At 66.4% G+C, this 14,377-nt stretch carries 12 protein-coding genes and 1 pseudogene; 8 read left to right on the top strand and 5 right to left on the bottom strand.

The features are described from left to right. Window positions 1–13: 13 nt before the first annotated feature. On the top strand, window positions 14–1,867 hold the full coding sequence (locus G6N64_RS08250) for a S9 family peptidase (RefSeq protein ID WP_246231038.1): 1,854 nt from the start codon (window positions 14–16) through the stop codon (window positions 1,865–1,867). Between the two features lie 93 nt (window positions 1,868–1,960). Here G6N64_RS08250 and G6N64_RS08245 read toward each other — a convergent pair whose 3' ends face one another. Continuing rightward, complete coding sequence (locus tag G6N64_RS08245; protein WP_163801524.1) at window positions 1,961–3,472, bottom strand: threonine/serine exporter family protein; 1,512 nt, start codon at window positions 3,470–3,472, stop codon at window positions 1,961–1,963. Between the two features lie 125 nt (window positions 3,473–3,597). Next, window positions 3,598–4,374, bottom strand: a complete 777-nt coding sequence (locus tag G6N64_RS08240; protein ID WP_246231036.1) for an IclR family transcriptional regulator — start codon at window positions 4,372–4,374, stop codon at window positions 3,598–3,600. Between the two features lie 66 nt (window positions 4,375–4,440). On the opposite strand from G6N64_RS08240, the gene G6N64_RS08235 reads away from it, so the two are divergent. Genes G6N64_RS08235 through G6N64_RS08220 form a run of 4 tightly spaced genes read left to right on the top strand, consistent with a single transcriptional unit; the run spans window position 4,441 to window position 8,565 of the window. Next, a complete protein-coding gene (locus G6N64_RS08235) occupies window positions 4,441–5,427 on the top strand; it encodes a 2-dehydro-3-deoxygalactonokinase (RefSeq protein WP_197748341.1) in 987 nt (328 codons plus the stop codon). A 3-nt stretch (window positions 5,428–5,430) separates the two neighbouring features. Continuing rightward, on the top strand, window positions 5,431–6,054 hold the full coding sequence (locus G6N64_RS08230) for a 2-dehydro-3-deoxy-6-phosphogalactonate aldolase (protein ID WP_163796449.1): 624 nt from the start codon (window positions 5,431–5,433) through the stop codon (window positions 6,052–6,054). 37 nt (window positions 6,055–6,091) lie between these two features. Next, on the top strand, window positions 6,092–7,240 hold the full coding sequence (dgoD, locus tag G6N64_RS08225) for a galactonate dehydratase (RefSeq protein ID WP_163796448.1): 1,149 nt from the start codon (window positions 6,092–6,094) through the stop codon (window positions 7,238–7,240). Between the two features lie 5 nt (window positions 7,241–7,245). Further along, on the top strand, window positions 7,246–8,565 hold the full coding sequence (locus tag G6N64_RS08220; protein WP_197748340.1) for an MFS transporter: 1,320 nt from the start codon (window positions 7,246–7,248) through the stop codon (window positions 8,563–8,565). Window positions 8,566–8,611: 46 nt separating this feature from the next. Here the strand turns inward: G6N64_RS08220 and G6N64_RS08215 are convergent, their stop codons facing one another. Then, on the bottom strand, window positions 8,612–9,802 hold the full coding sequence (locus G6N64_RS08215; RefSeq protein ID WP_163796447.1) for a 4-hydroxybenzoate 3-monooxygenase: 1,191 nt from the start codon (window positions 9,800–9,802) through the stop codon (window positions 8,612–8,614). A 92-nt stretch (window positions 9,803–9,894) separates the two neighbouring features. Here G6N64_RS08215 and G6N64_RS08210 point away from each other — a divergent pair, with 92 nt between their 5' ends. After that, window positions 9,895–10,641 (top strand): IclR family transcriptional regulator, encoded by a 747-nt coding sequence (locus G6N64_RS08210; protein WP_163801522.1) that lies wholly within the window; start codon window positions 9,895–9,897, stop codon window positions 10,639–10,641. 753 nt (window positions 10,642–11,394) lie between these two features. On the opposite strand, the pseudogene G6N64_RS08205 reads toward G6N64_RS08210, so the two are convergent. After that, window positions 11,395–11,949 (bottom strand): annotated as a pseudogene (locus G6N64_RS08205) (CAP domain-containing protein). Between the two features lie 174 nt (window positions 11,950–12,123). Continuing rightward, the gene (locus tag G6N64_RS08200) at window positions 12,124–13,131 is read right to left on the bottom strand and encodes an amidohydrolase family protein (protein ID WP_163796446.1); all 1,008 of its coding nucleotides are present in this window, start codon (window positions 13,129–13,131) and stop codon (window positions 12,124–12,126) included. A 62-nt stretch (window positions 13,132–13,193) separates the two neighbouring features. On the opposite strand from G6N64_RS08200, the gene G6N64_RS08195 reads away from it, so the two are divergent. Beyond that, on the top strand, window positions 13,194–13,628 hold the full coding sequence (locus tag G6N64_RS08195) for a MarR family winged helix-turn-helix transcriptional regulator (protein ID WP_163796445.1): 435 nt from the start codon (window positions 13,194–13,196) through the stop codon (window positions 13,626–13,628). Window positions 13,629–13,755: 127 nt separating this feature from the next. Further along, on the top strand, window positions 13,756–14,328 hold the full coding sequence (locus tag G6N64_RS08190) for a TetR/AcrR family transcriptional regulator (protein WP_163796444.1): 573 nt from the start codon (window positions 13,756–13,758) through the stop codon (window positions 14,326–14,328). The last annotated feature ends 49 nt before the right edge of the window (window positions 14,329–14,377 follow it).

The following is a 14,377-nucleotide window of genomic DNA, read 5'->3' as shown; positions in this document are numbered from 1 at the left end:
AAAGGGAACCCCCATGACCCCCCAGATCTCCGTCGAGGACTTCTTCGCCCCGCCCGTTCGTGCCGCCGCGACCATCTCGCCGGACGGCACCCGGATCGCCTACCTGGCCCCCTACGAGGACCGGCTCAACGTGTGGGTCGCGAGCCTCGACGACGAGTCCGACGCCCGGCGCGTCACCGCCGACGCGAACCGCAGCATCTACGCCTTCGAGTGGACCGACGACCCGCGCTGGCTGCTGTACATGCAGGACGAGGGCGGGAACGAGAACTGGCACGTCTTCCGCGTCGACCTCGACGACCCAGACTCCGAGGCAGTCGATCTCACGCCGTTCCCCGACGTGCGGGCGATGTTCGAGACGTCCGCCGCGCGCCCGGGCAAGGCCATCGTGCAGATGAACCGGCGCGTCCCGGAGTTGCTCGACGTCTACGAACTCGACGTGGCGACCGGTGAGCTGACGCTGCTCGCCGAGAACCCCGGCGACGTGGTCGGCTGGCGCACCGGCCGCAACGGGCAGCTGTACACGTCGTCGCTGACCGCCGACGGTGACGTCGAACTGTTCCTGTGGCAGGAGGATTCGGGCACGATGCGCAGCATCGCCGTCTACGGAGGCACCGACTACCCCGTCGGCATCAACCCCATCGAGATGACGCCCGACGGCACCGGCATCTGGCTGGGCTCCAACGAGGGCAGCGACCGGGTGCGGCTCGTGCGGGTCGACGTCGAGACCGGCGAGGAGACGGAGGTCGACAGCCATCCGACCTTCGACCTGGGCGGGCAGCTCGGCCTGCCGTCACCGCTGATCCTGAGCCGGCGGACCGGAGAGCTGATCGGCGCCCGCTACGCCCGCGAACGTCAGGTGATTCACGCCCTCGACCCGCACTTCGCCGAGGTGCTCGCGAAGCTCGAGGCGCTGTCGGACGGCGACCTGGGCGCAGTATCCTCCGACGAGAGCGAGCAACGGTGGGTGGTGAGCTTCATCCACGATCGCGATCCCGGCGTCACGTTCTTCTACGACCACTCGACGGGCGAGAGCCGCCAGCTCTTCCGGCCGTTTCCGCATCTCGATCCGGCGGCGTTGGCACCGATGACCCCGGTGACCATCCCCTCCCGGGACGGTCTCGACCTGCACTCGTATCTGACGCTGCCCGTCGGCGTCGAACCCGTGAAGCTCCCCATGGTGCTGCTGGTGCACGGTGGCCCGTGGGCCAGGGACGCGTGGGGCTTCCAGCCCGACGTGCAACTGCTCGCCAACCGCGGATATGCCGTGTTGCAGGTCAACTTCCGCGGCTCGACCGGTTATGGCAAGGCATTCGTCAAGGCGGCCGTCGGCGAGTTCGCGGGCAAGATGCACGACGACCTGATCGACGCCGTCGGCTGGGCGGTCGACCAGGGATACGCCGACCGCGACCGCGTCGCCATCTTCGGCGGTTCCTACGGCGGGTACGCCGCACTCGTCGGCGTGACGTTCACCCCCGACGTCTTCGCAGCGGCCATCGACTACGTCGGCATCTCCAGCCTCGCGAACTTCATGCGGACGCTGCCCAACATCGCCCGGCCGTTCCTCGCCAACAACTGGCACCAGTTCGTCGGCAACCCGTCGGACCCGGAGCAGGAGGCCGACATGCTGGCCCGCTCACCGATCACCTACGTGGAGAAGATCACGACGCCGCTGCTGGTGGTGCAGGGCGCCAACGACTCCCGCGTGGTGCAGGCCGAGTCGGACAACCTCGTCGAGGCGCTGCGGGCTCGCGGCGTCGAGGTGGAGTACATGGTCAAGGCCGACGAGGGCCACGGGTTCCTCAACCCGGACAACCAGAAGGACCTCTACCGCGCCGTGGAGCGGTTCCTGGCCGAGCACCTCGGCTGAGTCGACGCCGAGTGTGGGCGTTACGTACGCGGGATGGACGAAAGTCGTACACGAGGCCCACGCTCGGCGGTCAGTCGCACGCGCCCGGTACGGCTAGGTCGTTCCGGCGTCCTCGTCGGGGTCGGGCGCACGATCCTGGGCGGGTTCCAGAGCGACGCTGAACGGTCGCCGACCATCGCTGGACTGGGCGGGATCGGCGGGCTGGAGTCGCACCACCCGACCGACGGCCCGACGCAGTCCGGGCGGTCCCTCGATGCGGAAGAAGTCACCCAGCCGGCCCGCGCGGTACCGCAGGGGCGAACCGATGAACTCGCCCAGCACCACGCCGCTGCCCAGGGCCAGCGCCACCGCCGTCGCGGAGAGCATCTGCGCCAACCCGTCGTTGTAGCTGCCGTCGACGGCGAGGTAGTAGACGGCGCGAAACACCGCCAGGCCCGGCAGCATCGGCATGATCGCGGCGGTCGCGGTGATGAGCGCCGGTGCCTGCCTGCGGATCGAGATCAGGGTGGCGACGAAACCGACGGCCACCGCGGCGGTCCCGGTGGCGACGGTCTGCCCCAGACCCGCGGTGCCGAGCCCGATCAGCAGCCACTCCGCGCTGGCCGCCGCGATCCCCGCTATCACGACCGACCGCCACGGCGCATAGCTCGCGACGGTCAGACACGCGCCGGCCAGTCCGGCACCGAACACGGCGATGCCGATGGTGAGCGGCTGATTCGGGATGACGAAGCTCTCGGTGGCGTCGACGTGCAGTTCGATCGAGATGCCCGCGAGAGTGGCGACCTGCAGCCCGGCGACGATGCCGACGACGATGCCCGAGGTGAGGAACAGCGCCTCGCCCAGTCGGGCGACCGCGGTGAGCATGTTGCCGGTCACCGCGTCCTGCATGGCGCCCACGAACGTCAGGCCCGACAACAGCATCACGATCCCGGTGGCCACCAGGGCGGTCGGGTTGAGCCCCGCGACGTAGTACGCGGCGACAGCCACCAGCGTCGCTATCGCCGCGCCGGTGACGTGTTGGAAGAAGAAGGGCGTGCCGATCCGGTTCAGCAGCCGGCCGGCCTGGTCGATGACCATCGAGGTGAGGGCCGCCAGGACGCACGTGAGCCACGTACCGCCCAGCAGCATGGCGATGCCGAGCGCGAAACCCGCCCACCCCACGGTGGCCACCCAGCGCGGGTAGATGTGCGGCCGTTCGGTCAGCTCGTCCATCGCGTCGTGGGCCTCGTCGACCGTGACGCCGCCGGACGTGATGCGCTGCACCAGGAGGTCGAGGTCGGCCAGCCGGGTGTAATCGGTGGTGCGGACGTGGACCGCCCGCACGATCGTGACCGGCGGGCTGTCGGCGGTGGGCAGTGCGCTGACGATGGCCGTCGTGGCGAAGACGTCGACGACGCAGTCGCTCAACCGGTAGGCCTGGGCGACGTCCTCGGCGGTCGCGATCACGTCCGCGGTGCCCGAACCCGACGACAACATGACCTCCGCGAGCCGGATCGTCAGGTCGAGCACCTTGCGCACGTGTTCGTCACCGACGTCGCGGCCGACGCGGCGACGCTGGCCGGCGATCGGCGCGGGATCGCGCCGGCCGGGCAGCGCGATCTGCATGCCCCGGCGCGGGTGCGCCCGTCCGTCAGATCGTTTCCCCACCACGCACGGACACGATACTGATGCGCGGGCCGCTGACCGAAATGCCGGCGGGCGGTGGTTGCGGCGTTCCTGCCGACGTCGACTCAGGCCTCGCGGTAGCCGAGAGCCGCCGAGATTCGGCCGGCGGCTCGGATCACCACCGGCACCAGGCCGCGCATCCGGGCGACGGGCATGTACGGCCGCGTGGCGGACACGCTGATCGCGCCGACGATGGCGCCGGAGACGTCACGCACCGGGGCCGCGACACAGCGGATCCCGGGCTCGTTGTCCTCCATGTCCATCGCGGCGCCGGCCCGGGCGAAGCCCCCCATCCGCGTGCAGAACTCGTCGACGTCGGCATCCTTGGCCGCCGGCGACAATTGCGGGTGCTCGGCGTCGGCGTCGAACGTGGAACGCCACCGGTCGGGGGCGTCGAGCAGGAGCGCCTTCCCGACACCCGCCCTGCTCAGCGGCATCCGGTAGCCGATCCGCGACCGCATCTCGGCGCCGCGGGAGCCGGGCAGCTTGTCCAGGTACAGGACCGACCCGCCGTCCTCCACCGCCAGGTGCACGGTGTCACTCACCTGCGCGGAGAGTTCCTCGAGGACGGGCCTGGCGACCACCGGCAGCGGATTGCCGTGCAGCGCCTTGAATCCCAGGTCGATCAGAGCCGGGCCCAAGGAATATCCCTTGGTGTCGAGCCGCAGATAGCCCTGCTGCAGCAGCAGTTGAAGCAACCGGTGAGCGGTGCTGCGGCCGACCCCGGTCCGATCGGCGACGGCACGGAGATCCTGGGCGCCGTCGGCGACGGCCTGGATCACCGAGAGGCCCCGGGCAAGCGTCTGGGTGCCCACGGGTACCGCGGCAGATGGGTTCGTCACCCGCGCAGCATCCCACATATGGGGACGCCGTTTGCAAATACGGGACTGCCTGCAGACAGTGAGATTGTGACCCCGAACACCCCCGGCCGTGCGAGGCCGCACCTCGTGGCCCTCGACTGGGGCACCACGTCGTTGCGGGCCTGGCTGCTCGGCGCGGGCGGTGAGGTCATCGCCGGCCGCCGTCGAACTCGGGGACTCCTCAGCATGTCCCGCCTGTCCACGGACGAGCGCGCAGCCGAGTACGAGCGGGTCTTCGGCGAGGTGTGCGGCGACTGGCATCGCGACTGGCCGGGCCTCCCCTCGCTCGCCTGCGGGATGGTCGGCAGCGCCGGCGGATGGCGTGATGCTGGCTATCGGAACGTGCCGACCGACCTCGCCATCGGCGCGAGCGATCTGATCGAGGTCCCACACCCCGGCGGCGTGCTGCACCTCGTTCCCGGGCTCCGCATCCCGTCGCGCGACGACAGCCCCGGCGACGTCCTGCGGGGCGAGGAGTGCCAACTGATCGGAGCACTCGACCTGATGGGGCTCGAGCCCTCGACCCTCGTGTTCATCCTCCCCGGAACCCACACCAAGTGGGTTCGCGTCGAAGACCGCCAGGTGCTGTCGTTCGCCACCGCCATGACCGGCGAGCTGTTCGGCCTGCTGATCCACCACGGCCTGCTCGCCAGGACCTCAGAGTTGGGCACCCGGGACGACGACGCGTTCGCCCGAGGACTCGCCGCAGCCGATCGTGGCCTCCCCACCGAACTGTTCGGTGGTCGGGCACTGGTGTTGGACGGACTACTCGACGCCGCCGCGCTGCCGGACTACCTGTCGGGTGTCCTCATCGGCGACGAGATCCGACACCAGCTGCCGCCGCACGACGCGGCGGACCACTTCGTGCTGTGTGGCGAACCTGATCTGTGCCGGCGGTACGAATCCGCCCTGGCGCGCGCGGGAGTGGCACCACGCGTGGTGACCGGAGACGCGAGCGCGCGCGGGCTGTGGTCGATCGCTCACCGCGCAGGACTCGTCACCTCGACGAACGACGACGAACACGGAGGTTCCTGAGTGATGGCCATCGACACCACGACGCCCACCGGACTGGTGGCGATCCTGCGCGGCATCACGCCGGCGGAGATACTCCCCGTCGCCGCTGCGCTCGTCGAGGAGGGATTCACCGCGATCGAGGTCCCGCTGAACTCGCCGGAGCCGCTGGCATCGATCGAACTCCTCGCCGGTGCAGTGGATCCCACGTCCTGCCTGATCGGCGCAGGCACCGTCTTGTCCGTCGCCGATCTCGTACGGACGGAGTCGGCGGGGGCCCGGATCGTCGTCTCACCGAACACCGACCCCGACGTCATCGAGGCCGCCGTCGCACGAGACATGCGCTCCTACCCCGGCATTGCCACCCCGACCGATGCCTTCGCCGCCATCAAGGCAGGTGCGCGCAGCCTGAAGCTGTTTCCCTCCGAGGTTCTCGGCATCAGCGGCATGAAGGCCATTCGAGCAGTGCTGCCCGACACCGTCGAGATGCTGCCCGTGGGAGGCGTCGATCAGACCAATCTCGGCGCCTGGGCTGCCGCGGGCGCCGGTGGTGCCGGCATCGGGAGCTGCCTGTACCGCCCCGGCGACACCGCCGACGACGTCCGACTCCGCGCTCGCACCCTGAGCCGGATCTGGTCCGAGACCGCGTAATCCGAATCCGCAACGCACAGCACGAAAGAGGTCCTCGATGAAGATCACGTCCATCACCACCTACACCGTGCCGCCACGGTGGCTGTTCCTGAAGATCGAGACCGACGAGGGCATCGTCGGCTGGGGCGAGCCGGTACTGGAGGGTCGCGCCGCCACCGTCGCAGCGGCCGTCGAGGAACTCAGTGATTACGTCGTGGGGCAGGATCCCACGCAGATCGAGGACATCTGGCAGGTCCTGTACCGCGGCGGCTTCTATCGCGGCGGCGGAATCCACATGAGCGCCATGGCCGGGATCGACCAAGCGCTGTGGGACGTGAAGGGCAAGGCCCTCGGCGTGCCCGCCTACGAGCTACTCGGCGGCCGGGTACGGGACAGAATCAAGGTGTATTCGTGGGTCGGTGGCGACCGTCCCGCCGACACCGCGAACGCGGCCCGCGCCGTCGTCGACCGCGGCTTCACGGCGGTCAAGATGAACGGCACCGAGGAACTCCAGTACATCGACACCTGGGACAAGGTAGATCGCTGTCTCGCGAACGTCGCGGCGGTGCGTGAGGCGATCGGGCCAGATCTCGGCATCGGTGTCGACTTCCACGGCCGGGTGCACAAACCCATGGCGAAGGTGCTGCTGCGTGAACTCGAGCCGTTCCACCTGATGTTCGTCGAGGAACCGGTGCTGTCCGAGCACCTCGACGACGTGGTCGACGTGCTGCGACAGTCCCCGATCCCCATTGCCCTCGGCGAAAGACTGTTTTCACGATGGGATTTCAAGCGCGTGCTGAGCAGCGGTGCCGTGGACATCGTGCAGCCGGATCCGTCGCACTGCGGCGGAATCACCGAGGCACGCAAGATCGCGAACATGGCCGAGGCGCACGACGTCGCCCTGGCACTGCACTGTCCACTCGGCCCGATCGCGCTGGCGGCGTGCCTGCAGATCGACGCGGGCTGCTACAACGCGACGATCCAGGAGCAGAGCCTGGGCATCCAGTACAACACGACCAACGACCTCCTGGACTATCTGGTCGACCCGTCGGTGTTCGACTACGACGACGGCTACGTGTCCATTCCGTCCGGTCCCGGCCTGGGAATCCAGATCAACGAGGACTACGTGGTCGAGCGGGCCGCAGAGGGACATCGTTGGCGAAACCCCGTCTGGCGTCACCGTGACGGCTCGATTGCGGAGTGGTGAGCGAGATGATGAGTTCCCTGACCGGCAATTCGGCGAACCCGGCCACCAAGACCAGGGTGATGGTCGCGGTGATGTTGTTCATCACCGTGGTGATCAACTACATGGACCGGGCGAACCTGTCGATCGCCATGCCGGCGATATCCGACGAGATGGATCTGTCGACCGCGCAGCAGGGCCTGCTGCTGTCGGCATTCGGTTGGACCTATGCGGCACTGCAGATTCCAGGCGGCTGGCTGGTAGACCGTGTGCCACCGCGCATCCTCTATGCGGTCTGCCTCGTGCTGTGGTCGGTGGCCACCGTGTTCATGGGAGTCATCGGCGGGTTCGTCGCGCTGATCGTCCTGCGACTCATGGTGGGTGTGTTCGAGGCGCCGGCGTACCCGATCAACAACCGGGTGGCAACGGCATGGTTCCCGGAGAAGGAACGTGCCACGGCCATCGGCTTCTACACCTCCGGTCAGTTCATCGGCCTGGCGCTGCTGACGCCGGTGCTGTCATGGCTGCAGGCCGTCACCTCGTGGCACTGGGTGTTCGTCTTCACCGGCGCCATCGGCATCGCGTGGGGCCTCTTCTGGTACTGGCGCTACCGCGAACCGCGCGAGTCACGGGCGAACGAGCAGGAACTCGCGAAGATCAAGGAGGGCGGCGGACTGGTCGACCTCGAGGACAGTCGCGTGGAGAAGGCGGCGATCACCCGCAGGGACCTCGCTGCGGTGCTGGGACGGCGCAAGCTGTGGGGGATCTACCTCGGCCAGTTCTGCCTGACGTCGACGCTGTGGTTCTTCCTGACCTGGTTCCCCACCTACCTGGTCGAGTACCGGGGGATGGACTACATCAAGTCCGGTTTCCTGGCGTCACTTCCATTCCTCGCCGCACTGGTGGGCGTGCTGTTCTCCGGGGTGTTCTCAGACTTCCTCCTGCGCCGTGGCTCCTCGCTGGGAGTCGCCCGCAAGGGGCCGATCATCACCGGGCTGTTGCTGACCACCGCGATGCTCGGCGCGAACTTCACCGACTCCACCGCGCTGGTGATCGTGTTCCTGTCGATCGCGTTCTTCGGCAACGGGTTGGCGTCCATCACTTGGTCTCTGGTGTCGGCATTGGCGCCCAAGCGACTCATCGGGCTCACCGGCGGAATGTTCAACTTCATCGGCAACCTGTCGTCGATCGCCACGCCGATCGTCATCGGCATCATCGTGACCGACTCGAGCTTCGCGCCGGGCTTCGCCTACATGACCGTCATCACGATCATCGGCATCGCCTCGTACGTCCTGCTGGTCGGCAAGGTGGAGCGGGTGGCCGATCCCGATGAGGCGGCCGTCTCGTGACGTAGGTGGCATGACCGGCGTGTACGGCCCTGGGTACCCTAGACCCTCAGAACCTCGTGGACCCACTCGGGATGGGCAGGCCGGCGTAGTTCTCGGCCAGCCCGGTAGCTCCGGCCTCGCTGCTGCACACCCACCGAAGCTGCGACAGCTGCAATTGGTCGTCGAACGGGTCGCCCGAGGTGTGCAGCATGCTGGTCATCCACCAGGAGAAGTGGGTGCACCGCCAGACGCGGCGCAGCGCGTCGTCGGAGTAGGTGTCGGCGCTCCGGGAGTCGTCATCGCGCACCAGCGAGACGAGCGCCGGGGCAAGCAGTGCGACGTCGGCGATCGCCAGGTTGAGCCCCTTGGCTCCGGTCGGCGGGACGATGTGCGCGGAATCGCCGGCCAGAAAGAGGCGGCCGTGCCGCATGGGGGTCTGAACGTAACTGCGCATCGGCAGCACGCTTGCCTCGGTGATGGGACCCGGTGTCAGCGTCCACCCGTCCTGGCCGTCTCCGAGCCGAGCCGCAAGCGCATCCCAAATGCGTTGGTGCGACCAGTCGTCGATGTCCGTGCCATTGTCGACCTGCAGATACAGCCGGCTCACCGACGGCGAACGCATCGAGTGCATGGCGAACCCGTCGGGATGCCACGCGTAGATGAGTTCATCGGTGGACGGCGCGACGTCGGCGAGGACCCCCAACCACGAGAACGGATAGGTGCGATGCCACGTCTGCTTGGCAGAATCGGGTATCACCGCCCGACTCGGTCCGAACGATCCGTCGCAGCCGACGACCGCGTCAGCCACGACCGTTTGCCGTCGTCCGTCTGAGCCGACGAACGTCAACGACGGTCGGTCGGTCTCCACATCCGAGATCTCGAGATCTCGGGCTTCGTAGTAAATCGATTGCCCCGCAGCCGATCTGGCTGCGACGAGGTCCTTCTGCACCTCGGTCTGGCCATAGACCCAGACTCCTCGACCGATGAGGTCGATGAAGTCGAGGTGGTGCCGTTCACGCGGGAACTGTAGATGGATGCCGCGGTGCGGCAGCCCCTCGGCGTCCAATCTCGACCCGAGGCCCGCCGCACGCAGCAGTTCGACCGAACCGTGCTCGAGGATCCCCGCTCGGATGCGCCCGAGCACATACTCTTCGGACCGAGCCTCAACGATGACGGTGTCGATTCCCTCCGCCGCGAGGAGATGTGACAGCAGCATGCCCGCCGGGCCGGCCCCGATGATCGCGACTTGGGTGCGCATGGACTCAGTGAACGGGACGTGGGTGGACGTGCGCGAGTCGCGTGTTCTACTGAGTGGAACAGCGCACACGTTCAGAAGCAAGGGCTTGGGCAATGGCGGGAAACACGTCGCATCCCGGCGCCAGCGTCACCTCGAGGGTGCTTGCGCTGATCGGATCGTTCGACGCCGATCATCGGCAACTGACCCTGACCGAGATCGCTGCGCGCGCAGACCTTCCGAAGCCGACCACCCACCGCCTGCTGGCGGAACTCGAGGCCTGGGGCGCAGTGGCCCGTTTACCCTGCGGAAGATACGTCATAGGGCGCAAGCTGTGGGATCTCGGCCTGCTGGCTCCGGTTCAGACGGGACTGCGAGAGGCTGCCTCGCCCTTCCTTCACGATCTCTACGGCGCCACCCTGGCGACCGTGCACCTCGCCGTCCGCGACGGCACCCAGGCGCTGTACCTGGATCGGCTGGCCGGGCATGCATCCGTTCCGGTGGTGAGCCGGATCGGGGCCCGGCTGCCGTTGCACGCCACGGGTGTCGGCAAAGTGCTCCTCGCGCATGCTCCGCCGGAGATCCGTCATGACGTGCTCAGCAATTTGACGCGAATCACTGCACACACCGTCGTGCAGCCGGGAGTCATGGCCGGGCAATTGAGCCGCATTCATCGCGACGGGTACGCCAGCACGGTCGAAGAACTCACGCTCGGCGCCTGCTCCGTAGCGGTTCCCGTGTCACGGGGCACGGACGTGGTCGCCGCTCTGGGAATCGTGGTGCCGAATCTCAAGCAGAGTCGGTCGGCCCTGGTCATCGCGTTGCGGGTTGCGGCCCGGGGAATCTCGCGAACCCTGTCGTGACTCCGCGCGACTTCTGTCGTCGGTTCTCACAGGTGAGGGTGTAAGCCGAGATCTCTAGCTGCAAGTTCGCAGAATCCTCACCGAAACGGCGCCGCCTGTTCTTCCACCTTTGTGGCGGTTCCGGCCTGAGACCGGTTGTGGTGGCGTCGCCACGAATTGCTTGCACTGTTTCGCGATACTGACCATCGAACGCTGCTCGTCGTAGAGCAGGCGGCATCCCTTAGCCGACGGCCACCACACGTAAGGGGTGAGTCGAAGCACGACGCGGTTGTCCCGACGGTCCGAAACCATCCTCTGGAACCTAGCGCCAGCCCGCACGCGTTTATGCGGGCGGCCATTCAGAAGGCACAGGACCGGCCGTACTCGCCCTCGCGTGAATAGGCCCGGAATCGACGTACCCGTTGTAAAGCGAGCGTCGCCGTGTCATCCGAGGAAGCACGAACGTCATGAGTAGCCCTCGCCTGGCGTATCGGACCAATTTGATCAAAGCAGCTTGAACACAACGAACTACATCAACTGGCATGATGCCCGTACCCCCTCTTTCCGGTGCGGTTGCCACGACACGCGCAAATTATTGTTCGCTTCGGGATGGCGCCACCAACGCCGGCATGGTGATGATTCAATGATGCACCAGATGAGATGCCCCCGGGATGCTGAGCGTTCCCGGCATCGCCGAAGCTCGCTAGGTCCTCGCTGCGCATTTCGCACCCTCGTCGTCCGACCCGTGTCAGGGCCAACGCTTCGAATCATGGATTACCGACGACCCGCACCACCGGGTCGTTGCCCGCGCAGACCGGCATCGATTCGGCCCGACGGCCATCGGTGACTACACGGGGTGCCGTACACGGCGACGACGACGGTGCGGTCGAGACTGTTCTCCGACCAGACGCCAATGTCGGTATTTGCACAGTTCTGCATGATCACCAGATAGTCGGGGTTTTAGTACCACCGGTTCAGTAAGTCGAGGCCGCTGATCGCAAGAGCAGGGTTGATCGCCACCGTCTCGGCGACCAGGCCACGGTAACCGGCTGCTTCGGCGCGACTTTGCGCGCTGGAACCGTCCGAGCCAATGTCGCCGTCGAGACTTCGGTTGTCAAGAAGGTCTTCGGTGTGCCATTGCGCGGCGAGGCGCAACTGCGGGTCGATGCGGATGTCGGTCGTACAGCCGGCCTGCTTCTGAATGGTGTAGACGTTGGCGACGATGCTGGCGTCGAGCCTTCTGCTGTCCGCTCCGGCGCTGGGTGCGACGATGAATGCGATAGACGTCGCGGCAGCTACGACATTCGCGACGACTGTCCAACGAAACACTTTGCGGGCAGTTGGTTGTCCAACTGTAAGCGCTCAATGGCGCGGTGCACGTTGTCGGACCTGGAACGTTCGAGCCGTCGGGTGGCCGGCCAAGGTTAGACCACTTGCGGCGTGGCAGGCCGGGACCCATGCCGACGGCGGCAATGAGCAGGGGGCGCAATGATTACCACAGATTTACCGATCGGCCGGGGTTCCGGCGGTCAGCCGGGGCAAGAGGCTGTATGCGTTGTCGCGCATGACCCGCGCGAGCATGTCGGGTCGAGCTTCGAAGTACGCGTCGACGTTGTTCGTAAACCAATTAATGGTCTTCGGGTTGGCTGCAGGGAAGTCGGTACCGAAGAGGATATGGTCCGGCTCGACGAAGCTTTCGAGAGCCACCAGGTTGGTCTCGAAACCTGATAGAGCGGTCTCGTAGTAGAACGTCCGGAAGTCGGCGAGGATTTCGTCTGCACTCAGTTCGCAGCCGAGATGGAACGCGCCCAATGCAGCGACGCGAGAAGCAAGAACCGGCGTGCTGCCACCGGAGTGAGAGAGGATGATCCTCACGTTCGGGAACTGCCGCTTGCGCCCGCTGGTCACCAAATCAGCAGCACCCTTGTAGGTTTCATTCGGAGTTTCACTGACCGGGGTCGGCAGGAACTCGCTCGGGGCGCGGTTGCTACCGGGCGTCTGCTCACCGTGCAGGAACACCAGCGCGCGGCGACGGTCGAGTTCGGCCCACAGCGGTTCGAAGAGCGGGTCGCCCACGGATCGGGCCTCATCGCCGACTCCGTAGACGTTGGTCAGGGTGATTCCGTCTGCCCCCAACACGTCGAAGGCATAGGTCAGCTCTTCCAGCGCGGCGTCGATGTCCGTCGGTGTGGGCAGATGCGCAAACAGACCGAACCGTCCGGGGTGGTCATCCATCGCCTGACGGGTCAACGTATTCAACTCGCGGGCGACGTGACGACGCTTGTCTTCGGGGAGTCGCGATTCGATGTCGTTGGGTATGGACAGGATCGCGGTAGCGATCTGCAGCTGGTCCATGAAGTCCACGCTGACCTGCGGTGTCCAACCGGCTTCGCCCTTCTGGAATTTCCAGCCGGACGTGTCGCCGAACAGTCCCGAGGTGAGCATGCTGGTCGGCATGAAGTGGTGGTGAAAATCGATGCGGCCGGGTGTGGTGGTGCTCTCATCAGTCATGCCCATACTCAACCCGCAATAGTTGACTTTTGTCAACAATCATCAAATGTTAGATTTCCCCCATGGTTGACACCGACGCTTCGGAGCTACGGCTTCTCGACGCGCTCTACCGACTCAACAAGCTGGTCGTGGCCGACGCCCGCGTACACGTCGCTGCGACCGCAGATCTGGACCTCGTGGACTTCCTGGTCCTGCGCACGGTGAAACTGGGTGTCGACACTCCCAGCGATCTCGTCAGCGATCTCGGACTCAATCCGTCGGTTCTCAGTAGGTCCTTGTCCAAGCTCGCCGACGCAGGATTGGTGACCCGCGAAATTGATCTCGCGGACTCGCGAAGATCGCGGATCCGCTTGACGGACAACGGCGTACGGACCACCGATGACATCGGAGAGCGGCTTCGACCCAGCTTGGCCCAGCGACTTCGCCTGCTGACTCCCGAACAAGCTCGAACCATGTTGAAGAACCTCGAAATCCTCTGTGGCGACACGGCCACCTGAAACCTAAAACACTGGCGAAACTGCACCCACACGTGAGCACGACGATCACCGCCGTAGTCACTAGCCGGTCGTCAAGTTAGTAGCTACGGTGGAGCCGAATCAACCGTCGAGGCAGGGAGGTGAGCGGATGGATCAGCGGCGAACCGACACCCGCGAGCAGATCCAGTCGGTGGCTCTGGAACTGTTCGCCGAGAAGGGATACGACCGCGCTTCGCTGCGGGAGATTGCCGAGCGGCTGCACGTCACCAAGGCCGCGCTGTACTACCACTTCCGCACCAAGGACGACATCCTCGCCAGCATGATCGAGGACTTCCTCCTGCACCTGGTTGCGCTGGTGGAGTGGGCGCATGGACAACCCTCCGACGTCGACGTCCGCGAGGAGGTACTGCGTCGCTACAGCGCACTGCTGACCGGGCGCACTGCGCAGCTGGCCCGCTTCATGCGCGAGGGCATGACGAAGATCCCGGAGTTGGCACTTGGCATGAAGATTCGTGCTCACTTCGCCGCGCTGATCGATGTGCTGGCCGGGCCCGGCCAGTCCACTGAAAACCGGCTACGTGCGCAGGTCGCCCTGGCTGCATTGCAACTGGCCACCCTGTCCGATCCCGACCTCGAACCGGCCGGCGACGAGAACGAGCGCCGCGCCGCCGCTCTGAGGATCGCTACCAAGCTCGTCCAGCCGTCGCCCCCCGCGCCGTAAGCCACCCCACCACCTACAGCTTTCCCCCACCCATCCGAGACGATCCGAA

Source organism: Mycolicibacterium sediminis, from assembly GCF_010731735.1.
Taxonomy (GTDB): domain Bacteria; phylum Actinomycetota; class Actinomycetes; order Mycobacteriales; family Mycobacteriaceae; genus Mycobacterium; species Mycobacterium sediminis.
This window is presented reverse-complemented; position numbering and strand designations above follow the sequence as displayed.

Excerpts from the sequence above, each read along its gene's own strand:
- G6N64_RS08250 (WP_246231038.1), top strand. The coding sequence starts at position 14 with ATGACCCCCCAGATCTCCGTCGAGGACTTCTTCGCCCCGCCCGTTCGT.
- G6N64_RS08245 (WP_163801524.1), bottom strand. The coding sequence starts at position 3,472 with ATGCAGATCGCGCTGCCCGGCCGGCGCGATCCCGCGCCGATCGCCGGC.
- G6N64_RS08230 (WP_163796449.1), top strand. The coding sequence starts at position 5,431 with ATGGCCATCGACACCACGACGCCCACCGGACTGGTGGCGATCCTGCGC.
- dgoD (WP_163796448.1), top strand. The coding sequence starts at position 6,092 with ATGAAGATCACGTCCATCACCACCTACACCGTGCCGCCACGGTGGCTG.
- G6N64_RS08220 (WP_197748340.1), top strand. The coding sequence starts at position 7,246 with ATGATGAGTTCCCTGACCGGCAATTCGGCGAACCCGGCCACCAAGACC.
- G6N64_RS08215 (WP_163796447.1), bottom strand. The coding sequence starts at position 9,802 with ATGCGCACCCAAGTCGCGATCATCGGGGCCGGCCCGGCGGGCATGCTG.
- G6N64_RS08210 (WP_163801522.1), top strand. The coding sequence starts at position 9,895 with ATGGCGGGAAACACGTCGCATCCCGGCGCCAGCGTCACCTCGAGGGTG.
- G6N64_RS08200 (WP_163796446.1), bottom strand. The coding sequence starts at position 13,131 with ATGACTGATGAGAGCACCACCACACCCGGCCGCATCGATTTTCACCAC.
- G6N64_RS08195 (WP_163796445.1), top strand. The coding sequence starts at position 13,194 with ATGGTTGACACCGACGCTTCGGAGCTACGGCTTCTCGACGCGCTCTAC.
- G6N64_RS08190 (WP_163796444.1), top strand. The coding sequence starts at position 13,756 with ATGGATCAGCGGCGAACCGACACCCGCGAGCAGATCCAGTCGGTGGCT.